Origin of the sequence: Roseateles depolymerans, assembly GCF_003387155.1 — a bacterium.
GTDB classification, from domain to species: domain Bacteria; phylum Pseudomonadota; class Gammaproteobacteria; order Burkholderiales; family Burkholderiaceae_C; genus Roseateles; species Roseateles depolymerans.
This window is the reverse complement of the sequence record NZ_QUMT01000004.1, coordinates 377,175-400,601: the sequence shown is the minus strand read 5'-3', so window position 1 is coordinate 400,601 and position 23,427 is coordinate 377,175. Positions and strand designations below refer to the sequence as shown.

At 67.0% G+C, this 23,427-nt stretch carries 22 protein-coding genes; 14 read left to right on the top strand and 8 right to left on the bottom strand.

Going from position 1 to position 23,427, the window contains the following annotated elements; translation table 11 throughout:
* The coding region (locus tag DES44_RS20650; RefSeq protein WP_147307160.1) for an integrase core domain-containing protein at positions 1-291 on the top strand (291 nt) is incomplete at its 5' end.
* Between the two features lie 478 nt (positions 292-769).
* Here the strand turns inward: DES44_RS20650 and DES44_RS20645 are convergent.
* Both DES44_RS20645 and DES44_RS20640 read right to left on the bottom strand, forming a co-directional pair.
* Positions 770-1,504 carry a phosphatase PAP2 family protein gene (locus DES44_RS20645; RefSeq protein ID WP_147307159.1) on the bottom strand — a complete coding sequence of 245 codons (735 nt, stop codon included), beginning with the start codon at positions 1,502-1,504 and terminating at the stop codon, positions 770-772.
* Positions 1,505-1,670: 166 nt separating this feature from the next.
* Positions 1,671-3,920 carry a sensor domain-containing protein gene (locus DES44_RS20640; RefSeq protein ID WP_058933236.1) on the bottom strand — a complete coding sequence of 750 codons (2,250 nt, stop codon included), beginning with the start codon at positions 3,918-3,920 and terminating at the stop codon, positions 1,671-1,673.
* A gap of 518 nt (positions 3,921-4,438) precedes the next feature.
* Between DES44_RS20640 and DES44_RS20635 the strand changes: the two genes are divergently transcribed.
* Positions 4,439-5,734, top strand: a complete 1,296-nt coding sequence (locus tag DES44_RS20635) for a DUF4397 domain-containing protein (protein WP_058933235.1) — start codon at positions 4,439-4,441, stop codon at positions 5,732-5,734.
* Positions 5,735-5,840: 106 nt separating this feature from the next.
* Positions 5,841-6,572 (top strand): hypothetical protein, encoded by a 732-nt coding sequence (locus DES44_RS20630; RefSeq protein WP_058933234.1) that lies wholly within the window; start codon positions 5,841-5,843, stop codon positions 6,570-6,572.
* Positions 6,573-6,649: 77 nt separating this feature from the next.
* On the opposite strand, the gene DES44_RS20625 is transcribed toward DES44_RS20630, so the two are convergent.
* Together DES44_RS20625 and gstA are read right to left on the bottom strand one after the other, a co-directional pair.
* The gene (locus DES44_RS20625) at positions 6,650-8,239 is read right to left on the bottom strand and encodes a thioredoxin family protein (RefSeq protein ID WP_232309894.1); all 1,590 of its coding nucleotides are present in this window, start codon (positions 8,237-8,239) and stop codon (positions 6,650-6,652) included.
* A 121-nt stretch (positions 8,240-8,360) separates the two neighbouring features.
* Positions 8,361-8,969 (bottom strand): glutathione transferase GstA, encoded by a 609-nt coding sequence (gstA, locus tag DES44_RS20620; protein WP_058933233.1) that lies wholly within the window; start codon positions 8,967-8,969, stop codon positions 8,361-8,363.
* A gap of 387 nt (positions 8,970-9,356) precedes the next feature.
* Between gstA and DES44_RS20615 the strand changes: the two genes are divergently transcribed.
* From DES44_RS20615 to DES44_RS20605, 3 genes are read left to right on the top strand one after another with little or no spacing between them, the layout of a single operon-like run.
* Positions 9,357-10,940, top strand: a complete 1,584-nt coding sequence (locus DES44_RS20615) for an alpha/beta hydrolase (RefSeq protein WP_083525202.1) — start codon at positions 9,357-9,359, stop codon at positions 10,938-10,940.
* Complete coding sequence (locus tag DES44_RS20610; RefSeq protein WP_058933232.1) at positions 10,937-11,740, top strand: ABC transporter ATP-binding protein; 804 nt, start codon at positions 10,937-10,939, stop codon at positions 11,738-11,740. Before DES44_RS20615 ends, DES44_RS20610 begins: the two co-directional genes overlap by 4 nt.
* Positions 11,737-12,915, top strand: a complete 1,179-nt coding sequence (locus tag DES44_RS20605) for an ABC transporter permease (protein WP_058933231.1) — start codon at positions 11,737-11,739, stop codon at positions 12,913-12,915. Before DES44_RS20610 ends, DES44_RS20605 begins: the two co-directional genes overlap by 4 nt.
* A 235-nt stretch (positions 12,916-13,150) precedes the next feature.
* On the opposite strand, the gene DES44_RS20600 is transcribed toward DES44_RS20605, so the two are convergent.
* Positions 13,151-13,465: a DUF4902 domain-containing protein gene (locus tag DES44_RS20600; RefSeq protein WP_058933230.1), complete on the bottom strand. Its 315-nt coding sequence runs from the start codon at positions 13,463-13,465 to the stop codon at positions 13,151-13,153.
* Positions 13,466-13,726: 261 nt separating this feature from the next.
* Between DES44_RS20600 and DES44_RS20595 the strand changes: the two genes are divergently transcribed.
* Both DES44_RS20595 and DES44_RS25165 read left to right on the top strand, forming a co-directional pair.
* Positions 13,727-14,425 (top strand): helix-turn-helix transcriptional regulator, encoded by a 699-nt coding sequence (locus DES44_RS20595; protein ID WP_170156713.1) that lies wholly within the window; start codon positions 13,727-13,729, stop codon positions 14,423-14,425.
* 124 nt (positions 14,426-14,549) lie between these two features.
* Positions 14,550-14,723, top strand: coding sequence for a hypothetical protein (locus tag DES44_RS25165; RefSeq protein ID WP_157592925.1), 174 nt, complete (start codon positions 14,550-14,552; stop codon positions 14,721-14,723).
* Between the two features lie 315 nt (positions 14,724-15,038).
* Here the strand turns inward: DES44_RS25165 and DES44_RS20590 are convergent, their stop codons facing one another.
* Entirely contained in the window at positions 15,039-15,293 is a 255-nt protein-coding gene (locus DES44_RS20590) for a YkgJ family cysteine cluster protein (RefSeq protein ID WP_058933228.1), read from the bottom strand.
* 167 nt (positions 15,294-15,460) lie between these two features.
* On the opposite strand from DES44_RS20590, the gene mnmG reads away from it, so the two are divergent.
* From mnmG to DES44_RS20570, 4 genes are all read left to right on the top strand, one after another.
* Positions 15,461-17,461 (top strand): tRNA uridine-5-carboxymethylaminomethyl(34) synthesis enzyme MnmG, encoded by a 2,001-nt coding sequence (gene mnmG, locus DES44_RS20585; protein WP_058933227.1) that lies wholly within the window; start codon positions 15,461-15,463, stop codon positions 17,459-17,461.
* Positions 17,462-17,544: 83 nt separating this feature from the next.
* On the top strand, positions 17,545-18,225 hold the full coding sequence (gene rsmG / locus DES44_RS20580) for a 16S rRNA (guanine(527)-N(7))-methyltransferase RsmG (protein WP_058933226.1): 681 nt from the start codon (positions 17,545-17,547) through the stop codon (positions 18,223-18,225).
* 121 nt (positions 18,226-18,346) lie between these two features.
* The gene (locus tag DES44_RS20575; protein ID WP_058933225.1) at positions 18,347-19,120 is read left to right on the top strand and encodes a ParA family protein; all 774 of its coding nucleotides are present in this window, start codon (positions 18,347-18,349) and stop codon (positions 19,118-19,120) included.
* Positions 19,117-19,953, top strand: coding sequence for a GNAT family N-acetyltransferase (locus DES44_RS20570; RefSeq protein WP_058933224.1), 837 nt, complete (start codon positions 19,117-19,119; stop codon positions 19,951-19,953). The genes DES44_RS20575 and DES44_RS20570 overlap by 4 nt, the downstream gene beginning before the upstream one ends.
* Before the next feature lie 71 nt (positions 19,954-20,024).
* Here DES44_RS20570 and DES44_RS20565 read toward each other — a convergent pair whose 3' ends face one another.
* Together DES44_RS20565 and argC are read right to left on the bottom strand one after the other, a co-directional pair.
* Positions 20,025-20,459 (bottom strand): GNAT family N-acetyltransferase, encoded by a 435-nt coding sequence (locus DES44_RS20565; protein ID WP_058933223.1) that lies wholly within the window; start codon positions 20,457-20,459, stop codon positions 20,025-20,027.
* Complete coding sequence (gene argC, locus DES44_RS20560) at positions 20,456-21,400, bottom strand: N-acetyl-gamma-glutamyl-phosphate reductase (RefSeq protein WP_058933222.1); 945 nt, start codon at positions 21,398-21,400, stop codon at positions 20,456-20,458. The genes DES44_RS20565 and argC overlap by 4 nt, the downstream gene beginning before the upstream one ends.
* Before the next feature lie 59 nt (positions 21,401-21,459).
* Here argC and DES44_RS20555 point away from each other — a divergent pair, with 59 nt between their 5' ends.
* Positions 21,460-22,092, top strand: coding sequence for an RBBP9/YdeN family alpha/beta hydrolase (locus tag DES44_RS20555; RefSeq protein WP_083525200.1), 633 nt, complete (start codon positions 21,460-21,462; stop codon positions 22,090-22,092).
* Complete coding sequence (locus DES44_RS20550) at positions 22,086-22,997, top strand: ParB/RepB/Spo0J family partition protein (protein WP_058933221.1); 912 nt, start codon at positions 22,086-22,088, stop codon at positions 22,995-22,997. Before DES44_RS20555 ends, DES44_RS20550 begins: the two co-directional genes overlap by 7 nt.
* The last annotated feature ends 430 nt before the right edge of the window (positions 22,998-23,427 follow it).

The window sequence follows — 23,427 nt, the reverse complement described above, 5'->3', positions numbered from 1 at the left end:
TTCATGGCCTGGGCGCAGGCTCACGGCGTGCGGCACATCCTGATCCAGCCAGGGCGGCCCATGCAGAACGGCTACATCGAGAGCTTCAATGGCAAGTTCCGTGATGAGTGCTTGAACGAGCACTGGTTCCAGACGTTGCCGCAGGCGCGCTCGGAGATCGCCATCTGGCGCCAGGACTACAACCAGGTACGGCCGCACAGCAGCCTGGGACGGATACCGCCGGCGGAGTTTGCCCAGCGCCACCGCACAAAGAACCAGCCGCCACCGGTTTCAAGCAACGAGATCAAGTAACCTTCAACCCGGACTTCCGCCTGATTGGTACGGCGGGAGGGGGCAGGTCAGTTCACACAGGCGCCGGACGTCAGGCGTCCTCAGGTCACGAGCTTCCTGCGCCAGCACGGCCTGATGCCGGCCAAGGACTGAGGGCGAAGGCGAAGGCGACGCCGGTGCAAGGACCCTCAAGGGGCCCCTCTCCAACCGCCCCAGAGCGGGCTGCCCTCAGGGCCCGCAAGGGCGGACAGTCAGCGGCTTGATCCACTGCCCGGCGCCCTCCCCGGCCCGTCCTGCCCCATGGTCTCCCTCTCCGCCCCTGGCCTGCGGCGCTTTGCCGCATCGCCACCGCTGAACGCGTCATCCAAGACGATCCCCGTCCCCATCCCAGCAGCGCTCTCCGCCGGCCGCTCGCCACATTCCCCGCCTGCAGAAGCCAGCCCTCACGGCTGGTTCGACTCCAGCTACCTGCTGCGCCGTGGGCTGGAAGTCCGCGAGATCACAGCACGCGAGTGGCTGATGCTGACCCGTGCCCATCCCCCATCAGCGCCACCGGCGACACCGCCCGCCGGTGCATCTCCCGCCGCGTGTAGGGATGCTCCCGCCCCGACAGCGCCAGGCTCAGCGCAGTCACCCACTGGTGGGTCCGCGCCGGCGGCGTGAACCACGGTGCGGCCATCAGCATCGCCACCATGACCAGCGACAGCCCGGCACTGCGCCGCAACACCCGCACCGAGGTCTCGCCGTCGGTGCCGGGCCGCGCTTCCCACAAGGCAAACAGCGCCACCGCCGCCCCCAGGTCGAACCCCAGCAAGGCTTCCGATGCCGAATGCGCGCCCACCGGCAGACGGGAGTACGCAATCAGCCCCGCCAGCCCCAGGGCGGCGCACAGCCCCAGCGCACGCAGACGGGCAGAGCGCACCGCCTGCAGGCCCAGCCACGCCAGCAGCGGAAACACCGCCGAGGCGCAGACCGCATGGCCCGAGAAACCAGTGAAGTCCCAAGACGCGATGCCCAGTTCCCAACCCATGAATGCCACCTTGGACAGCAGCGTCAGGCCGAAGACCAGCACAAAGCCGGTGACCCACCGCTTGACCACCGTGCGCTGCCGCTTGCAGGCCCAGAGTCCCGCCACGGCCACCGCCGCCAGGGGAAGCAGCAGCTGCGCCTCGCCTAGACGGGTGAGCACATGCCAGAACGCGGGAGCGGAAACAGTGGAATCAGGTGCCAGCACGATGAAGCGGGATCCAGCAAAGGGGGACGAAGAGGCCGTCGACGGCACGGCCGGCGACCGGAGAGGCCGCAGCTTAGCGCCTGGCGCGCCACTCGGGCGCGTGGGGGACGGTCGAGTCGGGGCGGGTCGTGCGAGTCGGACGGCTGGCGCCGTCGCCCCCGCCGGCTCAGGCGAGCTGCAGGCGCTTGACCGGCGGCTGTCGCAAGGCCTCGGGCGGCAAGGTGGTGATGAAGCTCTCGGACGGCATCGGGCGGCCGTACAGCCAGCCCTGGGCCCAGTCGCAGCCTTCCCGGCGCAACCATTCCGCCTGCTCTTCCGTCTCCACCCCTTCCGCCAGCACCTCCATCTGCAGGCTGCGGGCCAGCACGATGACCGTGCGAGCAATGGCCGCGACGTTGGCGTCGCTGCCCAACTCATTGACGAAACTGCGGTCGATCTTGAGGGTGCTCACCGGCATGCGCTTGAGATAGGCCAGCGAGGAATACCCGGTCCCGAAATCGTCGATGGCCACCCGCACGCCGCGCCGCGACAGTCGGCTCAGCAGGCTGATGGCCTGTTCAGCATCTTCCAGCAGCAGGCTTTCGGTGACTTCCAGCTCCAGCGCCTGCGGCGGGCAGCCGGTGTCGGTTAGGATGAAGTCCAGTGTGTCGATGAAGTCCGGCTGCCGCAGTTGCCGCGCCGACACGTTCACCGCCACCTGCTGCGGCTTGCCTTCCTGGCCTTGCCAGCGCGCCACCTGCGCGCAGGCCTGTTCCAGCACCCATCGTCCGATCGGAACGATCAGCCCGGTCTCTTCCGCCAGCGGGATGAAGTCGGCCGGAGAAATCGGACCGCGCGTGGGGTGCCGCCAGCGCAGCAAGGCCTCCGCGCCGATCAGGCTGCCATCGGACAGCCGCACCTGCGGTTGATATTCCAGCCGGAACTGCGCGGCTTCGTTGGCCTGCCGCAGCGCATGGGTCAGCTCGAAGCGCTGCTGGACCGCCTGCGTCAGCTCAGGCCGGTAGGACTGCACCGACCCCCGCGCCTGGAGCTTAGCCCGGCACATGGCCACTTCCGCATTGCGCAGCAGCTCATCCACCTGCACGCCGTCCGCCGGGAACAGCGCCAGGCCGACACTGGCGCCGACGTTGAAGCGATGGTGATCGATGATGACCGGCTCGCTCATGGCCTGGATCAGCCGGTCGCCCAGCCGCATGGCGGTCTCTTCATCCACGAGCCCGGACAGCACCACCACGAATTCATCGGCCCCGACCCGGGCCACCGAGTCGGACCCCCGCACCACATTGACGAAGCGCGCGGCTGCGGTCAGCAGCACCTGGTCGCCGGCGGCATGGCCGGCAATGTCGTTGACGTCCCGGAATCCGTCGAGGTCGATGTAGAGCACTGCCACGCAGGTCTGGTCGCGCTGGGCGTTGCCGATCTCGCGGGCGATCCGGTCGCGCAGCAGCGCCGCATTGGGCAGACCGGTCAGGCTGTCATGCAGGGACTGGTGAAGCAGCTCCGCTTCGGTCATCTTGATGCGGGAGATGTCCGTCAGCACGCTGATGTAGCTGAACTGGGAGACCTGCCCGGCGCCACCCGCGTCCAGCGGCACCTTGACGAAGGTGGCCCACATCGGGATGGTGTCGCCATTGCTGTGGCGCTCGGTGACTTCACCGCTCCACTTGCCGTGCTGCTGCACCTGCGCCCAGAGGTCACGCAGCTTGTCCGGGTCCTGCTCGCCTTCGCGCAGCATCAGCGGACGCTTGCCCAGCAATTCCTCGCGCGTCTGGCCGGTGATGGCGCACAGGGCAGGATTGACATCGCAGATGCGCAGTTCGGCGTCCAGCATCATGATGCCTTCGCCGCAGTGCTCATAGACCGTGGCCGCGCGGCGGGCCGCCTCGGTGGCGCGCTGGAGCTCGGTCACATCACGGGCGATGGCCACCTGGCCCAGCGTCTGGTCTTCGTCGCGCACTTCCGCACTGAGCACGTCCAGGCAGCGGGAGCGTCCCTGCTCATCCACACGCCAGCTCAGCGAGCGGCCGGCTTCGGCGCCGGTGTCCCAATGCAGCGGGCGCCGCAATTCTTCGTCCCGGCGGCCCAGCAGTTCGCCCTCGGTCATGCCGACCAGTCGCTCGAAGGCCGGATTGCAGCCTTCATAAGCGCCCGCGGCGTCCTTGAAATACATGGGGTCGGGAATGGCATTGAGCAGGGCGCTCAGCCGGGCCCGTTCACGGCGCACCCGGCGCAATTCGTCGCGGCGCCGGCGCAGCCGTTCCCGTTGCTGGAAAAACAGGCTCACCATCCAGCCCATCGCCACGCCGCCCACCACGCAGGTGGCGCCCAGCCAGAAGACCGCGCCCTCAGCGGCCAGGAGCGATTGCACCGGCGACATCGGCGCGGCCACAGCCGGCCCTGCCGCCATGGACAGCACAACGCTCAAGACTGGTACCGGTACGTTCACGGACCTGCTTCCCCATCGGATCAGGCGACAGCTCATGGCTCACCTATGTTTTTTGGGCGGGGGACGCCGACTGCGCGTCATCGCCCGCGGGGCTCGCGGATCGCGGCCCTCCCTCCTCGCACGACGGCGAAGTATGGTCGGCACGGCTTGTCAGGCGCCAACCGGGCTTCCTACGCAAACTTGAGTTCCCTGCAGGATTACACGTTTTACGTTTACTTATTTCCTGCAACAGATGGACCGGCTGATGAGATCTGGTAGCTGGACCGTGTACGCCTGGAAAAGGGCGTTAATCGCCCTGGCAGGGGGGTGTTGTCGTGCGGGGCTTTTCTCAGCAGAAACCCTTTCTTTACCCGCTCTGTCATGCCTTCCTGCATACACTCGCGGTCTGTGTCCAGATTGATCCCGAACTTCACACACCTGTCATGACGCAACAAGCCTTAGCAACATGCCCGTCGTCCAATACCTCCAACCGAGTGGGGAGCCGGACGATGCGATTCAAGACCTGGGCCTGGGGCCTGAGCGTGGCCACCATGGCCCTGCTGACTGCCTGCGGCGGCGGCGGTGGTGACGGCGGCAGCGCAGATGTGCGCCTGCTCAATGCCAGCATCAGCTACAGCGCGCTGGACATGGCGGTGGGCACGGACCAGAAGACCGTGAACACCGGCATCGCCTATGCCAAGGCCGGTGAGTACGCCAGCGTGAAGACGAGCGACTCGGGCACCTACATCCAGAACTCGACCGTCGGCAGCACGCTGTCCTCGACCACCCCGACCCTGAGCTCGGGCAGCAAGTACACCCTGATCGCCTACGGCACGACCGGCAATGTCCGCACCACGCTGCTGCAGGAGAACCAGGACAAGCCGGACGCCGGCAAGTCCAAGTTCCTGATCCTGAACCTGGCCCCGGATGCCGGCGCCCTGGACATCTACGAAACCTCCACGACCGTCACCACGCTGGATGACGCAGCCATCGTGGCCAGCGGCATCGCCTCCGGCGGTGGCAGCGGTTATGCGTCGCTCAAGTCGGGCACCTTCCGCTTCGTGGTGACCGGCGCAGGCGACAAGAACGACGTGCGTCTGACCATCCCGTCGCTGGTGCTGCCGGATGCCGGCGTGTCCACGCTGATCCTGACCGGCTCCAACGGCGGTGTGCTGGTCAACGGCATGCAGCTGATCCAGCAAGGCGACGTGACCAACTACGCCAACACCACCGCCCGCGTGCGTCTGGTGTCCGGCCTGCCGTCGGGCAATTCGATCAGCGGCAGCGTTGCCACCACGCCGCTGCTGACCACCGCCAGCTCGCCGGCCATCGGCAACTACGTGCAGGTGCCGGCTGGCTCGCAAGCAGTTGCGGTGTCGGTCAATGGCGCCACCGTGTCCAGCAGCAATGGCACCTTCACGGCCGGTAATGACTACACCATGCTGGTGTACGGCAATGCCGCGAGCCCCACGCTGAACCTGCTGTCTGACGACAACAAGCTGCCGACCAGCTCGACCAACGCCAAGATCCACCTGATCAACGGCCTGAGCAACTCCAACGCCAGCCTGAACCTGAACGTCAACTTCGCTGCCTATGCATCGAACGTGGCGCCGGGCACCTCGTCCACGCCGGTGCAGATCGCGGCTGCCTCCGGCGTGCTGCTGACGGTGACGTCCTCGTCGTCCTCGTCCACGCTGTTCCAGGCCCCCGACAACACCAACATCACCGCCAACAACATCTACACGGTGTTCCTGCTGGGTGATGGCAACGGCACCGTGTTCGGGTCGCTGCGCCGCGAGCGTTAATCGCCAGGCGTTCATCGCCTAGCGCTGAGCGCCAGATCAATATCCTCCCTGTTGGCCACGTCCTCGCAAGAGGCGTGGCCATTTTTTTTGGAGGCAAGATGGCGGCATGGATCCGGTCACCCCTTTGATGCCCACCACTGCGCAGGTGCGCCGTCTGCGACAGCTGTGGCGGTCCGCCGGCTGGCCCTGCCAGGACATGCTGGAGCTGGAACTGCTGGCCCACGGCTGGCTGGAGCGACTGCGGGACGGCCACGGCCGTGAAACCCTGCGCCTGACCGACAGTGGCATTGCCGTGCTCTACGCCGGCTTGCAGAAAAACCGCGCGCTGCGGGACCGACACGAGACGCTGGTGGAACGCACGGCCGTGGAGCTGCAGCGGGCGGGACGGCTGGTCTGGCGCGGACTGACGCTGCGCGCCGGTCTGCCCCGCGAGGACGAACCGGAGCGCATGCGTTGGGTCAACGCCATGCCCGACCTTTACTCCGTCCGCAACACCACGGTGGAAGACTATCTCGAGCCCACGGTGCACGAGATCAAGGTCAGCCGCGCCGACCTGCTGGGGGAATTGCGCCGGCCCGCCAAGGCGCAGGCCTATCTGGCGCTGAGCAGCCAGTGCTGGTATGTCCTGCGGGCCGGGATCGCGCAGCCGCAGGAGATTCCTGAGCCGTTCGGCGTGCTGCTGGCCCATGAGCCGCGCACCGAGGGCGGCTCGATGCAACTGGAGCTGGCGCGACCGGCGCCCCGCCGGGCGCAGCGGCCGGATTTTGCGACCTGGATGGCCCTGGCCAAGGCCACCCCCACCGCCCCGCCGCTAGACAGCGGGCAGGACGGGTTCTGACGCTTAGAACGGGCGGAACGCGGGAACTGGGCTGGGGGGAGGCGCTCGAAGAGCTGCCAGGCGCTCAGAGGGCCGAATCAGCCTTTCTTGAGCAGGCCTTCGCAAACGGCCTTGTCGGAGGCTTCCGACTGCTTGGCGCAAACGCCATCAAGCTGGGCACGCAGACGCTTGAGGCTGTCCGCATGCTGCCCCTTGGCATTCCAGGCGGTCAGCTGGCTGCCCACCTTCTGCAGCGAGCGGGCACTGCGCTCGTAGAAAGCGCCCTTGTCCTTCTCTGCTTCGGCCAGCAACTGCGACGCGGCCTTTTCGATGCGGGCGCTGTCCTGCGGCGTGAGCTCCACCAGGGCGCCGAGGTAGTTGGACCCCCACTGCAGCCGCGTGGCGGGGCCTTCGCTGCGATTGAAAGCCTCCTCATACCAGCGCAGCGCTTCCTCGGTGCGGCCCTGCTTGCGGGCATTGCCGCCGAGGTAGCTCATCAGGTAGTAGGGCGAATGGCTCTTGGCCAGGCTGGCCTTGAGCAGGGCATCGCTGTCGGTCCACAGACCGGCGCGGCCCAGCACATGGGCGGCGGAGGTGATCACCGCCTGGCGCTCATATCCGTCGGTGGCCTCCTGGTCAGTACGGGCCGCAGCGGCCTTCACCTCGGCCAGCAGCGCCGGGTCGAGCTTGGGACGCAGCTCGGTCTTGGGCTGGTCCAGCCGCGCCAGTTCCACGCGCGCCAGCAGGGCCTGCAGGCGGTCGGCGCGGGACAGTGTGGCGTCCGCCTGGAAGCGCTTGAGCGCGGCGTCCAGACGGGTGATCAGGGCCTGGCGGTCCGGCCCGGCGGTCGGGGCCAGGGCCACGGCGATGTCGTCGGCCGAGTTGGCGATCACGTCCACCTGCACGCGGGAAGCGGCGGGGTCGGCCAGCACCTTGTCGATACGGGCGCGCAGGGCGGCATCCGCCTTGGGCGGTTGACCGCCCTCGCCGGCCGAGGCCAGCGCTTTCAGCCACAGCCGGGTGCTGGTGTCGTCATCCACACCCTGGCTGGCCTGGGCCAGACGGGCCAGCAGCGCAGGACGCTGGCTGGCTGGCACCAGTTGCTGTTCGTCGGTGTCCCAGCCGTAGAAGCCCAGCAGCTTCCATTCGCTGGCCGAGAGCTTGCGGCCGGCCTGGGCATCGGCCAGCACCGCCTTGACCGGACGGCCGCGCGCCAGGCCCAGCTGCAGCACCTGCAGCACCTGGGCGGCATCGGCCTCGCCGGGCAGGCGGGTCAGTTCCTGGCGCTGGTTGTTGAAGAGGATCATCGTCGGGTAGCCGCGCACCTTGAAGCGCGCGCCCAGGCGCTGGGCGCCGGGGTTGTCCCCGTCGATATGCACCGCGACGAAAGCCCGCGACTGCTCGATGAAATCCGCCCGGTTGAACAGGGTGGCCTTGAGCTGGTTGCAGGGGGGGCACCACTTGGCCCCCCAGTACAGCAGCACCGGCTTTTTCTCCGCCGCGGCTTGCTGGAAGGCGCGATCGATGTCGGCATCCCCGGAGGCTTCCTGCCAGGCAATGGCGGCGCTGCTCTGCGCGGCGGCGGCCGTTGCGGCGGGCAGGTACGGGGTCAGCGTGCCCAGGGTCGCCACGGCAGCGGCCAGCAGGGTCACGCGCAGGGCGCGGTGCATCGGGACAGAACGGGTCATGGCGGTACGGGTGGGTACGGGCGGAAACAACCGTCATTGTGGCCCGCCCGTCCGGCGACGGTCATGCGTAAAACGCGCATGCACATGCGCCGGACCGGGCTGGGCCCGAAGCATGCTGAACTTACTTCAGCAGCCCTTCCTGCTTCATGGCTTCCTGCACGGCAGGACGGGCCGCCACGCGTTCGCGGAAGGCCACCAGCTGGGCAAACGGGCTGACGTCCACACCAACGAGGCGCCCCCAGCCGGTGACGGTGAAGAGATAGGCATCCGCCACGGTGAAGGTCTCCCCCATCAGATAGCTGCGGCCTTCCAGCTGGGCATCCACCCACTTCAGGCGATCCAGCAGCTTGGTGCGGAACTGCGCCTTGGCCTCCTCCGGCATCGCCGGATTGAACAGCGGGCTGAAGCCTTTGTGCAGCTCGCTCGTGATGAAGTTGAGCCACTCCTGCAGCCGGTAGCGCTCCATCGTGCCGTTGGCGGGTGCCAGACCGCTGCCGGGCGCCAGGTCGGCCAGGTATTGCACGATGGCCGGGCCTTCGCTCAGGCGCTGGCCGTTGTCCAGCTCCAGCAGCGGCACGTAGCCCTTGGGATTGAGCGTGTAGAAGTCGGTGCCGTCCTGCAGCTGATGGGTCTTGGTGCTGGCCAGCACGATCTCCACGTCCAGGCCCGCCTCACGCGCGACGATGTGGGGCGACAGGGAGCAGGCGCCGGGGCTGTAGTAGAGCTTCATGGGGGTCTCCTTCTGGGGCGGCGGCACGATTGGGGGGAGGCGCCGCACACGTGTTGCGATCAGGCCCGGCTGCCCTGTTCAGCAGGACCACCGGGGGGGAGGCAGCACGTTACGCGGCCTGGGGCCCGCTCGCAATGCCCGGTTTCACCGCCGGGCGGCTGTCATTCTGCCTGGGCGGTGGCATGCGCCGGCGAGCCGGGCCATGCGGCCTCTGCGCGCGGCGTCATCGGCCCCTCGCAAGAGCGGGTCGACCTGCATGTCTGCAAGGGGTCGGGCATGGCCATAATCGGCCCGCATTCAGCATGGAGGAGCGCTTAGATGGTGAGTCTTCAACGGATCTGGCCGGACACCGACCGGATTCAGGATCGGTCCAGGCCCAAGGGGCCTATGCCCCCTTCGCATCGAGGGTTCGCCGCATCGGCCGGGGCGGTGGCGCTGGCCCTCGCGCTCGCGTCCACCGGAGCCGCAGCCCAGGCATCGGACGCCGCAGCGGACGGCTCAGTCCTGAAGCCCTGCCGCATCGAGGGCGTGTCCACCGAGGTGCAGTGCGGCCGTCTCAGCCGTCCTCTGGACCCCACTCAGCCGCAGGGTCGCCGCATCGACATCCATTTTGTCGTGGTCCCCGCCATGGCCCGCAACAAGCAGCCGGACCCGGTGGTGCTGCTGGCCGGCGGGCCCGGTCAGAGCGCGATCGCCCTGGCCGGCACGGTGATGCCGCGACTGTCCCGCCTGAGCTACCGCCGCGACCTCGTGTTCGTCGACCAGCGCGGCACCGGACGCTCCGCCCCGCTCGACTGCAGCGACGATTCCCCGCAGACGCTCAAGGAGGCCCTGGAGCCGGGTCGTCGGGATCGCATGCTGGACGCCTGCCGTCAGCGCCTGCAGACCCTGCCCTACGGTGATCTGCGTCAGTTCACCACCACCATCGCCATGCAGGACCTGGATGCCGTGCGGCAGGCCCTGGGCGTGCAGAGCTGGAACCTGCTGGGAGCCTCCTACGGCACCCGCGCCGCGCTGGAGTACCAGCGCCAGTTCCCGCAGAGGGTGCGCCGCAACATCATCGACGGCGTGGCCCCACCGGACATGGTGCTGCCGGCGTCCTTCTCCCAGGATGGACAGGCGGCCCTGGATGCGGTGTTCAGCCACTGCGAGGCGGACGCGCCCTGCAAGGCCCGCTACCCGACGCTGCGCGCCGATTGGCAGGCGCTGCTGCGCAGCCTGCCCAAGACGGTGACCCTGCAGCATCCTGTCACCCTGCGCAGTGAAGAGGTGACCTTGACCCGCGAGACGCTGATGTCGGCGGTGCGCCCGCCGCTGTACGTGCCGACGCTGGCCGCGGCGCTTCCCGAGGCCCTGCATGAAGCCAGCCAGGGCCGGTTCAATGCGCTGGGCGCGCTGGCGGGCATCACCGGCGGGGGCGGCCCCTCGCGCCTGTACACCGGCATGCATTTCTCGGTCATCTGCGCCGAGGATTTCCCGCGGCTGGCCACCGCCACCGATGCGCCGGGAACCGATTTCGGCACGCTGGACCGAGAGCAATACACCCGCGCCTGCCAGCAATGGCCGCGCGGCGACGTGCCTGCAGCGTTCTACAGCATTCCAGCGGCGCAGCATCCGGTGCTGCTGCTCAGCGGTGGCGCCGATCCGGCCACGCCGCCGCGTCACGGGGCCCGGGTCGCCAAGGCGCTGGGCCCGATGGCCCGCCATGTGGTGGTGCCGCAGGCCGGTCACGGCGTGGCCCTGACGCTGAGCTGCATGCGGGATGTGCTGTTCCGCTTCGTGGATGCCAAGGACGACGCGGACGCGCTCAAGGTCGACGCCAGCTGCGCCGAACGCATCCCGCGTCCGACCGTGTTCCTGCCGCCGACGCCGGAGACGGTGGAAGCCGCCGCGTCCGCCGCCCGTGCGGCAGAGCGCGCCCGTGAGGCCCGCCGTACGTCCCTGCCCTCGTCTCCGGAGACTGCCCGATGATCCGCATCCAAGGCCTGCGCAAGGCATTCGAGGCCCGCACTGGCGGCGGGCTTTTCAAGCGCGGCGGCAAGCGTTCCGTTGTCGCCGTCGAGCATCTGGACCTGGACGCGCCCGATGGCGTGATCACCGGCCTGCTGGGCCCCAATGGGGCAGGCAAGACCACCTCGCTGCGCATGCTGGCGGGGCTGTTCAAGCCGGACGCGGGCGACATCCGGGTCGACGACATCGATGTGCTGCAGCAGCCGCGTGCAGCGCTGGCGCGCATGGGCGTGCTGGGCGATGCCCATGGGCTGTATCCGCGTCTCACGGCGCGGGAGAACATCGTCTATTACGCCCGTCTGCAGGGCATGGCGAACGACCAGGCGCAGGCGCGTGCCGAAGCGCTGTCGGAACTGCTGGACATGCGGACGATCCTGGAGCGCCGCGCGGACGGTTTCAGCCAGGGCGAGCGCATGAAGACGGCGCTGGCCCGCTCGCTGGTGCATGACCCTGCCAACATCGTGCTGGACGAGCCGACCAACGGCCTGGACGTGGTGGCCACCCGCGCCTTGCGGGAGGTGCTGCGCCATCTGCGGTCGCCGGCGGGGGGATCCAAATGCATCGTGTTCTCCAGCCACATCATGCAGGAGGTGGAGCAGTTGTGTGACCAGGTGGTGGTGATGTCGCACGGGCGGTCGGTGGCCACGGGCAGCGTGCAGGAACTGCAGGCCCGCACCGGGACCGACCGGTTTGAAGACGCCTTTGTGGCGCTGGCCTTTCCGGAGGTGAGCGCACCGTCCGCCCAGGAGATCACGGCATGAGCAACACCACCTTGAGAGCCTTCTTCACCGTCCTTCGCAAGGAGGTGGTGGACGCGATGAGAGACCGCCGCACGCTGCTGCGGCTGATGATTCCAGCGCTGCTCATGGGGCCGCTGATGCTCATGATGATGTCGGGGCTGGTCGCGTCCTTCGAGGAGCGGGCCGAGAAGCGGGAGATCCAGGTCGTGGGCATCGAGCATGCGCCGACGCTGCGCAACTTCCTCGAGCGGCAGACCTACACGATCAAGACGGCGCCGGCGGACTATGAGGCGCAGCTTCGCAGTTCGAAGCTGGGCGACCCGGTCATGGTCATTCCGCAGGACTTCGAGGTGCTGCTGGCAGGCGGCCGTCCGGCGCAGGTCGAGATCGTGAGCGACAGTGCCAACCAGCGCGCCTCGGCCGGTGTGAGCACGCTGAACCGTCTGCTGCAGTCCTTTGGGCAGGAGAGGGCGATGCTGACGCTGGCGCTGCGCGGCGTGGGCACGGAGCAGTTGCAGCCGGTGAAGGTGGAGGAGCGGGACCTGGCGAGCTTGCAGGCGCGGGCCACCCGCATCACCGCCATGCTGCCGATGTTCATCATGATGGCGGTGCTGTATGGGGCGCTGACGGCGGCGCTGGACAGCACGGCGGGGGAACGCGAGCGCGGGTCGCTGGAGCCGCTGCTGGTCAATCCGGCGCCGCATGGGGCGATCGTGGCGGGCAAGTGGGGCGCGGTCGTGATGATGGGGATGATGGTGGCGTTGCTGTCCAACATCAGCTTCCTGCCGGCGCAGCAGCTCATGCGCAGTGACAGTTTGCAGGCCATGTTCCAGTTTGGCTGGCATGAGGCGGCGCTGTTCCTTCTGCTGCAATTGCCGCTGGGGGCGGGGCTGTCGGCGGTGCTGATGGCGCTGGCGATCCGCACCAAGACCTTCAAGGAAGCGCAGGCCAGTGCCACGCTGGTGATGACGGCGGTGTCGCTCACGCCGATGGTGTCGATCATGAATCCGGGCGCTGAATCGGCCTGGCACCTCTGGGTTCCGGGCCTGGCGCAAAACGCCTTGATGATGACGGTCCTCAAGGGCGAAGCGTTGACCTTCATGAAGGTCATGCCCAGCGTCGTCGTCGGCGCCCTGCTGACCCTCGCAGGCCTGGCCTTCGTCACCCGCTCGATGCGCGCCGCGGTCTCCCGCTAAAGCAAGTGGGGACCACAAGGTCCCCGCTCAACGAGCCGCAGGGAAGTTCGCCGCACCTCTTCGCCTCAAGTCGCTCAGTACGAGTGCGGGTGTGTTTGTGGGAGGCCGTGGCCAAAAGGCGCGCAGCACGCGCGAAGCGCCGTGCCAGCGGGGCTGCAAGTTCGCTGAAGGGGGCCGCCGCCGGGCCGCCCCAAGGCGGCCCCTCAGCCCCCTCGGGGGGCAGTCTGGCTCGGCCCTAGGCCGAGCCAGCGGGGGCCTGCAGGGCCAGTTGCACGTGCTGCTGCCACGGCAGCGTATGGACGATGCCATTGAGCTGGATGGCCGATTCCAGCGGGGCCAGCACCTCCCCAGCGCGATTGAGGAATTGCAGATTCGTCACCAGCGCCATCGGGTCGACCATCGACACCATCCCGTACGGCATGCAAACCCAGTCCCAGGCCACACCCGCCGCGCCCAGCTCCGATTCTCCAGACCACAGGGTTTGCCCCATGGCTGGTTGTTCCTCGTCTCCCACGACCAACACGCGCGTGCTCAAATGCGCGAACTGCATGCGAGGAAGCCGCTGAACATCACACAATATTCGCGGCCATGCGTACACAATCCAGGCTGGAGTCATTGTCAGAGTTGTTGAGTTGAATTGGCGGGTTGGTGCTCCCTGACCAGCAGTGTGGGCATGATGTGCCCCCGCCGCCAGCTGTAAACCCTAGCAGGGGCGTGTATGCGTCACGACGCGTCAGGCACACTGCAGGCCAGATACAAGGAACGGCCCTGTCGGCCGTGGCGATCGATGCTGCAAGGCGGATACCAGTCAGTGCTCGAGGCTCGTTCCCGGGATGAATTCCGGAGCGAACTCACACGGTTTGCAAACGATCTGGACTTCGAACGGTTCTCGGCCATCCTGGTCGTGGACCGGGCCATGGGCAGTTCGGAGTTCATCACCGTGGGGAATACCCCGGCCGGCTTCACCAGCATGTTCAATGACCCGCGGCTGGGCAAAAAAGACCCGGTCATGCAGCATTGCAAGCGGCAGAGCGTGCCCATCGTCTGGAACCAGCAGACCTACCAGAAGCACGACGCGCCTGAGCTGTGGGAGGCGCAGGCGGCTTTTGGCTACAAGGTGGGCATCTCGCTGGCGCTGCACCTGCCGGAAGGCCGGCACTTCGTGCTGGGTGTGAACCGCGAGGAAACGCTGCCAAACAATCCGGTCACGCTGACCCGCATGGTGGCCGACCTGCAGCTGTTTGCCGTGCATGCGGTGGACGCAGCCCTGCGGGTGCTGCTGCCGCATCCTCACGCACCGGGGGATGTCGACGCGCCACGCCTCACGCCCCGGGAGCTCCAGTGCCTGCACTGGACGATGGAAGGCAAGACGGCCTGGGAAGTGGGCACCATCCTCTCCATCACGGAGCGGACCGCCGTGCTGCACATCAACAATGCCATGCACAAGCTGGGCTGTACCAACAAGCATCAAGCCGTGCTGAAAGCACTACGGCTGGGCCTGATCCGCTGATGCTGCCCGGTCGGATAGCCGGGAAACACTGTAAGAGTTGACAGTTATGCGGGCTGGCCACCCCTGATTCAATAGGTCCTGTGCTCACCGGATGTGACGCACCCCACCGAATCTGGAGCCTCTCATGCAAGCCCAACACACTTCTGTCTTTTCCAACACCGAAGAACAAGCGCTGGTCGAGCTGGACCTGGAGATCTTGGTCCACGTCGGCGGCGGCACGCCCAAGGGCACCTGGAACGAAGAGTCCGTGGCGGCAGCGGCCGTGGACACCGATCCCACGCCCAAGGGCACCTGGTAATTCCTGCGCGGCTCTGCGGAGCCGCGTTTTGAAGGCAGTGTCATGGTGGCGCCGTCGCGCGCCAAAGCCCGGGCTGCTCTACGGCAGACCCGGGTTCATTTCATTGCGCTCCACACACACGAATCGCTGTCATCGCGACGCCTGCGCCGCACGGAGCGGTGGGTCCAGGACCCAACCGATTCCGGCGAGCGGATCCAGGCCATCAGGGAGGAGCTACTTGGCCTGCAGGCCCAGCGGCAGCCAACAGCGCAGACGCGCGGGGCTGTACCGGGAGGCGCTGTGCCTGCAGGCTGAGTGGCCTGAGGGGTCCTGAGCTCAGGGCGCCGTTTCCTGTTCCATCCAGCCGAGCCACCTCATGGCCTGCTCGCGGCTGTCTCCGCACATCTCCTCACTGGGCATCAGGGAACTGCACACCTCAGGCCGATCGGGATGACCGAAGATGCGGCAGCGATTCTGGTCATCCAGCTGCACGCAGCGCACACCCGCCGGCTTGCCCTGCGGCATGCCAGGAATGGCACTGCTGATGGACGGCGCAATGCAGCAGGCGGCGCAAAAAGGTCGGCATTCCATCGTGCCAATTGTCGCTGCCCGGCCTTGTGTGGATGCCCTTTCTGCTGTGACTTATCCACAGGCCCGCGTAAAATCGGCGCCCTTCCCTCCAGCCCAATACACCTGGTGCCAGACCGCTGATGGCGAGCCCGCCCCGGGCCGCATCTGCCTGCATCGGGCCATGCGCCATGCTTTATCCCAAAGAGTTCGATGTGATCGTCGTTGGTGGCGGCCATGCCGGCACCGAGGCCGCCCTGGCCGCGGCCCGCATGGGCGTCAGCACCCTGCTGCTGACCCACAACATCGAGACCCTGGGGCAGATGAGCTGCAATCCGTCGATCGGCGGTATCGGCAAGGGCCACCTGGTGAAGGAGGTCGATGCGCTGGGCGGAGCGATGGCCGCGGCGACCGATGAAGGGGGCATTCAGTTCCGCATCCTCAACGGGTCCAAGGGTCCGGCCGTCCGGGCCACACGCGCCCAGGCCGACCGCATCCTCTACAAGGCTGCCATCCGTCAACGCCTGGAGAACCAGCCCAACCTGATGCTGTTTCAGCAGGCGGTCGACGATCTGATGGTGGAAGGCGACCGGGTGGTCGGCGCCGTGACCCAGTCCGGTCTGCGCTTCCGGGCTCGGGCCGTGGTGCTGACGGCCGGGACCTTTCTCGATGGCCGCATCCACATCGGCCTGGACAACTACGCGGCCGGCCGCGCCGGTGATCCGCCTGCGGTGACGCTGTCCGGTCGTCTCAAGGAACTCAAGCTGCCGCAGGGCCGGCTGAAGACCGGGACGCCGCCGCGGCTGGACGGTCGCACCATCGACTTCTCCCGATGCGCCGAACAGCCGGGCGACCTGGATCCGGTGCCGGTCTTCAGTTTCATGGGCCACGCCGGACAGCATCCGAAGCAATTGCCCTGCTGGATCACCCACACCAACGAACGCACCCACGAGATCATCCGCTCCGGCTTCGACCGCAGCCCGATGTTCACCGGCGTGATCGAAGGGGTGGGCCCGCGCTACTGCCCGTCCATCGAAGACAAGATCAATCGCTTCGCCGACAAGAACTCGCATCAGATCTTCCTGGAGCCTGAAGGGCTGACCACGCACGAGTTCTATCCCAACGGCATCTCCACGTCCCTGCCCTTTGACATCCAGCTGGCGGCGGTGCAATCCATTCCAGGTCTGGAGCAGGCGCACATCCTGCGGCCCGGCTACGCCATCGAGTACGACTACTTCGACCCGCGCGAGCTCAAGTCCACTTTCGAAACCCGCGCCATCCAGGGCCTGTTCTTCGCGGGCCAGATCAACGGGACGACCGGCTACGAAGAGGCAGCGGCGCAAGGTCTGTTTGCCGGGCTGAATGCGGCGCTGCAAGTGCAAGGCAAGGCCGGCTGGGTGCCGACTCGTGACCAGGCCTATCTGGGCGTGCTGGTCGATGACCTGATCACCAAGGGCGTGACCGAGCCCTATCGCATGTTCACCAGCCGCGCCGAGTTCCGCCTGCAGCTGCGCGAGGACAACGCGGACCTCCGGCTGACGGAGGTGGGACGTGAACTGGGCCTGGTGGACGACGCGCGCTGGGACGCCTTCAACCGGAAGCGCGACGCTGTTTCACGTGAAACAGAGAAGCTGAAATCGACTTGGGTGAACCCCAACATCCTCCCGGCTGCCGACGCGGAGCGTCTGGTCGGCAAGGCCCTGGAGCGTGAGTACAACCTGATGGACCTGCTTCGCCGTCCAGGGGTCACCTTTGACACCGTTGAAGAAGTGGCGTCCATTGCCCGACCCCACGCAGGCGTCTCTCGCGCTGCGCTGTCCGAGCAACTCGGCAGCACGCTCGCCGATGCGGTGGTGGAACAGGTGGAGATCAGCGTCAAGTACGCCGGCTACATCAGCAAGCAGCAGGATGACGTGGCCCGTGCGTCCGCCTACGAGCATCTGCGGCTGCCCGAGGATCTGGACTACGGCTTGGTGACCGCCCTGTCCTTCGAGGCGCGCCAGAAATTGAACAAACATCGGCCGGAGACACTGGGGCAGGCTTCGCGCATCTCGGGCATCACGCCCGCATCGATTTCCCTGCTGCTTATCCATCTGCGCAAGGGCCGCTTCAAGGGCTTCACTGACGCCGAGGGACAAGACCGGGATGCCGCCTCACGGGCAGCCTCACAGTCTGACTCCCAGGCCGCCTGAGTTTCCTTGACCGACTGACTGCCCACAGGGGTGGTGACACTGGACCCCATGCGCCATCCGTCCGCCCCGCTCACTGAGTTTCCATGACCGATCTCGACCTGCGCACCCGACTCGCTCAAGCCGCCGACACCCTGCAACTGCCTTTGAGCGACACCCAGCTGGATCAGCTGATGGCCTATCTTGCCCTGCTGGGGAAGTGGAACAAGGTCTACAACCTCACCGCTGTGCGTGACCCGGCCGCCATGCTGACCCAGCATCTGATCGACAGCCTGAGCCTGCTCCCCGCCCTGCAACGCCATGCGGCCGGAAAGGCGCTTCGCCTGATGGACGTCGGCAGCGGCGGCGGGCTGCCTGGGGTGGTCATTGCCATCGTGGATCCCACCATCGATGTCACCTGCGTGGACGCCGTCGGCAAGAAGGCCTTCTTCATTGCCCAGGTGGCCGCTGAGCTGGGCCTGCCCAACCTTCACGGCGAACACGCGCGGGTCGAGCAGCTCAAGGCGCCCCCCTTCGATGTCATCACCTCGCGGGCTTTTGCCTCGCTGGCGGACTTCACCGACTGGAGTCAGATGCACCTCAAGTCGGGCGGTGTCTGGGCCGCGATGAAGGGACAGCATCCAACGGAAGAGCTGGCAGAGCTCCAGCAACGCGCCCCGGACCGCGAGGTGTTTCACGTGGAACAGCTGGCCGTTCCAGGGCTGGACGCCCAGCGCTGCCTGCTGTGGATCCGCCCAAAAGCCCCGTCCCCCGCCGCCAGCGCTTGAATAAACGACGTGTCAGCGACACAGATCGCTGCACAGCGCGCAAAGCCCTGGTCTCTTCTCTGACCAGAGCGGACAACAGCGGTTAAGCTTCCCGCCCTGCCCTCTCCGACCGATCGCGTCCATGGCCAAGATCTTCTGCGTAGCAAACCAAAAAGGTGGTGTCGGCAAAACCACCACCACTGTGAACCTGGCTGCCGGGCTGGCGAAGATCGGCCAGCGGGTGCTGGTGGTCGACCTGGACCCGCAGGGCAATGCCACCATGGGCTCAGGGATCGACAAGCGCGCGCTCACCGCCAGCGTCTACGACGTACTGCTGGAGTCCACGACCGTGGCGGAAGCCCGCCAGCGTGCCGAGGCATCCGGGTACGACGTTCTGGGCGCCAACCGTGAACTGGCCGGCGCCGAAGTGGAGCTGGTCGAACTCGAGCGCCGGGAGCAGCGCTTGAAGACCGCCCTGGCCGCGGTGGACAAGGACTACGACTTCATCCTGATCGACTGCCCGCCGTCACTGTCCATGCTGACGCTGAACGGCCTGTGCTCCGCCCACGGCGTGGTGGTGCCAATGCAGTGCGAGTACTTCGCACTGGAAGGGCTCACGGACCTGGTCAACACCATCAAGCAGATCCACGCCAACCTGAACGCGGACCTGCAGATCATCGGTCTGCTTCGGGTGATGTTTGATCCCCGCATCACCCTGCAGCAGCAGGTGAGCGAGCAGCTCAAGGCCCACTTCGGCGAGAAGGTGTTCGACACCGTCATTCCACGCAACGTCCGCCTGGCCGAAGCACCGAGCTACGGCATGCCGGGCGTGGTGTTCGATGGCGCCTCCAAGGGCGCGCAAGCCTTCATCGACTTCGCCAAGGAAATGGTCAAGCGCGTGGGATCGATGCGATGAGCCGCTTGCCCGCTCCTCCGGAAGCCCTGCGCGACATCGCCTGGCGTGCCGAGGAAGCCGGCCTGCATGCAGCCGCCTCTCCACGTGAAACGCGGGTGGACGGCTGGTTGATCCGCCTCTCTCCCGGCAAGGCCCGCCGGTCGCGCTGCGTGAATGCGCTGGGATCGACCGGCGAGTTGCGCTTGGACGAACTGCTGGTGCGTTGCCGCCGCAGCTTCGAGCAGGCCGGTCTGCCGGTGCTCTTCCGCATGACGCCCTTCAGCCAACCCGAGGCGCTGGACGACTGGCTGGACGCGCGGGGGTGGAAGGCCTTTGACCCAACCGACGTGAAGGTGCTGCCCAGCCTCGACGCCGTGGCCCTGCCCGCAGCGCCGTCCGACGGGCTGGGCGGCTCGGTCGACGCTGCGCCTCAGCTCCGTGCCCTGTCACCGGAGGACTATGCGGTTCTGGTCGGTGCGCAGCGAGGATCGTCGCCGGAGGAGATTCGCGGCCACGCGGAGCGCCTGAAGACTGCCCCCGTCCGCCACCAGGCTTTCTGCCTCCACCGCGCCGATGGCGAAGCGCTGGCGTATGGACAGATCGCCATCGATGGCACGCTGGTGGGGCTGTTCGACATCGTCACGGTCGACAAGCACCGCGGCCAAGGCCACGGACATCGTCTTTGCGCCGAATTGCTGATCGAGGCCCGCCGTCAAGGCGCGACCGAAGCCTACCTGCAGGTGGCTGTCGACAACACGCCTGCGCAAGCGCTGTACGCCGGTTTGGGATTTCTGCCGGCCTACCGCTACCACTACCGCAGCGACGACCCCAGCACCTGGCCTGAGGGCCTATAAAGCCGTCCAAGGCCGCATAAGGCCCCCTGAGGGACTCTCAGCAGGGCCACGGGCCAACAGCCCCCGATCGCTCAATCCCGGGGCGTCCAGACCTTGAGCATGATGTGGCGGGTGAAGCCCGGCACGTAGTCGTGAATATGGGCCATGCAGACATAGCCCAGGTGCTCCAGCAGCTCGGAGACATCATCCAGCAGGGTCTCGACCATCGCGTCCACGCAGCCGCGGCGCAGCGCCTGCGCCTCCAGCTGCCTCAGGCAATCGCCGCCCAGCCCCTGCCCCCGCCGATCCTCCCGGACCCACAGGTAGCTCACATACAGCCGCTGGAATTCAGTCCGGCCCCAGCCGCCAGCAATCAGTTCATCGCCGTCCCACAGCGCTACCGCAATATCGCGGGCGTCACTGCCCTGGGTCTGCTGCCGGCCGTGCAACACCACGGCCCGCTGGATCTCGTCCCGCACGGCGGCCGGAACCTCCTCGTCCCGCCGCCATTGCCGATCGGCGCTCACACCAGGCCGGTGGTTTCGTCCACGCCCAGATGAACGTTCATCGACTGCACCGCGGCACCGCTGGCGCCCTTGCCGAGATTGTCGAGCCGGGCCATGACGAGGATCTGCTGGTCATTGCCGAAGACAAACAGGTCGACGTCGTTGGTGTCGTTGTTGGCCTGCACGTCAAAGAACCCGTGGGCCAGGGTGTCCGGATCCCGCAGCGGCATCACGCGGACGAAACGCTCGCCTTCGTAATGGGCGGCCAGGGCGTCGCGCACCTGCTGCGGCGTGGTGCCGGCACGCAGGTCGCTCAGGTGCAGTGGCACCGTCACGGCCAGGCCCTTGTAGAAGTTGCCCACGATCGGCATGAACACCGGCGCGACGGTCAACCCGGTATGGGCCATCATCTCCGGAATGTGCTTGTGGGCCAGGCCCAGCGCATACGGACGCGGCGAGGTCAGCTTGGCATTGCCGCCAGCCTCGTATTCCGCAATCATCGACTTGCCACCTCCGGAGTAGCCGGTGATGGACGTGGCCGTCACATGCGCCGCAGCCGGCAGCAGGCCCGCATCCACCAGCGGACGCACCGCCAGGATGAAGGCGGTGGCGTGGCATCCCGGGTTGGCGATGCGCTTGGCGCCGCGAAGGGCCTCACGCTGCCCGCTCGACAGCTCCGGCAGGCCGAAGACCCAGCCTGGCGCCGTCCGGTGGGCCGTGCTGGCGTCGATCAGGCAGGTCCTGGGATTGGTCACCATGGCCGCAGCCTCGCGGGAGGCTGCATCCGGCAGGCACAGGAAGGCGACATCGGCCGCATTCAGCAAACGTGCCCGCTCGGCAGGATCCTTGCGCTTGTCAGCCTCGATGCGCAGCAGTTCGACGTCCGTGCGGCGCGCCAGATATTCATTGATGCGCAGGCCGGTCGTGCCTTCCTGTCCGTCCACATACACCGCGTACTTCATCGCGCCGCTCCTGCAAAATCCGCTGCTTGTTCAGAAAACGCGAAGCATAAGGCCAATAGATGACCGAAACCGCGCCCGCGACCGATCTCCCCACCGACGCAACATCCGCTGGCTTGCCGGACACCCGTTCGCTGGCGGCGCCCGTGTACCTGCTGCCAGGCTGGCTCAATTCCGATCCGGACCACTGGCAGAGCCTGTGGGAGCGTCAGTTCGGTGATCAGCGCGTCGAGCAGGCCGATTGGCAATGGCCCCGCCGAGGCGACTGGATGGCGCGCCTGGACGAAGTCCTCCAGCAAGACGCTCGCCTGGACGACACACCTGCCGTGCTGGTCGCGCACAGCCTGGGATGCCAGCTCGTGGCGTCCTGGGCCGAGCATTCACAGCACACCCACCGGGTGGCCGCCGCCCTGCTGGTCGCGCCGCCGGATACCGAACGCGACGACATGCCACCTCAGCTGCACAACTGGCGGCCGATCCGCCGCAGCCGCCTGCCCTTTCGCAGCCTGGTGGTGGTCAGCAGCAACGACCCCTTCTGCGCTCTGGAGCGTTCCACCGCCATGGCGGCCGACTGGGGCGCGCACCTGGTCATTGCAGGGGCGCTGGGTCACCTAAACGCGGCGAGCGGCCTGGGAGACTGGCCCGAGGGCCGCGCCCTGCTGCACAGGATCGCGGACAATCGCGCCCCATGGTGACCAAGAAACCCAAGGGCCTCGGTATGGGCCTCGAGGCCCTGCTGGGGCCGAAAGTCAGTGATGCCCCCGCCGTGCGCGAGGGCGAACCCGGGGTGCTGCCCCTGACGCAGATGCAGGCGGGCAAGTACCAGCCGCGCACCCACATGGACGAGGGCTCGCTGTACGAGCTGGCCGAAAGCATCAAGGCGCAGGGCATCATGCAGCCCATCCTGGTGCGGCCCATCACGCCCAGCGGCGCGGTGCGCTACGAAATCATCGCCGGGGAACGCCGTTTCCGGGCCGCCAAGCTCGCCGGCCTGGCCGAGGTGCCGGTGCTGGTCAAGGCGGTGCCGGATGAGTCCGCCGCCGCCATGGCGCTGATCGAAAACATTCAGCGTGAAGACCTCAACCCGCTCGAAGAAGCCCAGGGCCTGCGCCGGCTGGTCGAAGAGTTCGGCTTGACGCACGAGCAGGCTGCCCAGGCGGTAGGCCGCTCCCGCAGCGCGGCCAGCAACCTGCTGCGCCTGCTCAACCTGGCCGAGCCGGTGCAGAACATGCTGATGGCCGGCGATCTGGACATGGGCCATGCCCGCGCCCTGCTGTCGCTGGATGGGGCCCACCAGATCACCAGCGCCACTGAGATCGCCGCGAAGAAACTGAGCGTGCGCGAGGCTGAAAAACTGGTGCAGCGCCAGCAGGCATCCGCCGGTCGCCAGGCACCGCTGCTGCGCGTCAAAAGCGACAAAAGCCGCGACGTCCTGCGCTTGGAAGAAGAGCTGTCCGACCTGCTGACCGCCCAGGTGGAAATCCGCGTCAAAAAGAAGACCAAACGCGGTGAACAGGGCGAAGTGGCCATCAGCTTCGGCTCGTTGGACGAGCTGAACGGCTTGCTGCAAAAGCTGCGCGGCGAGACCGGGTCGGACTGACCCGGGAAATCCCCCAAGCCTCCCCGTCAACGGGGAGGAATACACGCCGTTGAAGGTGTGGGGTCACCTGTTGCTATCGCGGATCCGCGCTGATGGGCGTAGCATCGACCTGACAAAGCCTCGTCGCCAGCACAGGCTTCATGCGGTGGCCGCAGCAGCACATGAGGCTTTGGTCCAGCATGGGGTGCCTGTTTGCCAGTACCGTCGACACGAAAGGGACTCATGAAGGTCGGACGGAAAAGGCACGGATAAGGACTCTCCACATTGGGTGATGAAATCCATTGTGGAGACCGAGCGCTTTCAGGTAGTGTTGATCCATCGACCCGTGAGACCCGTATTGACCTTGAAGCCTTCGAACCGTTGATGCATTGAGACCGCTGAATCCTCGCTGAGCTCGGAAAGCTCTGATGACGCCTTGAGTCACGGACGT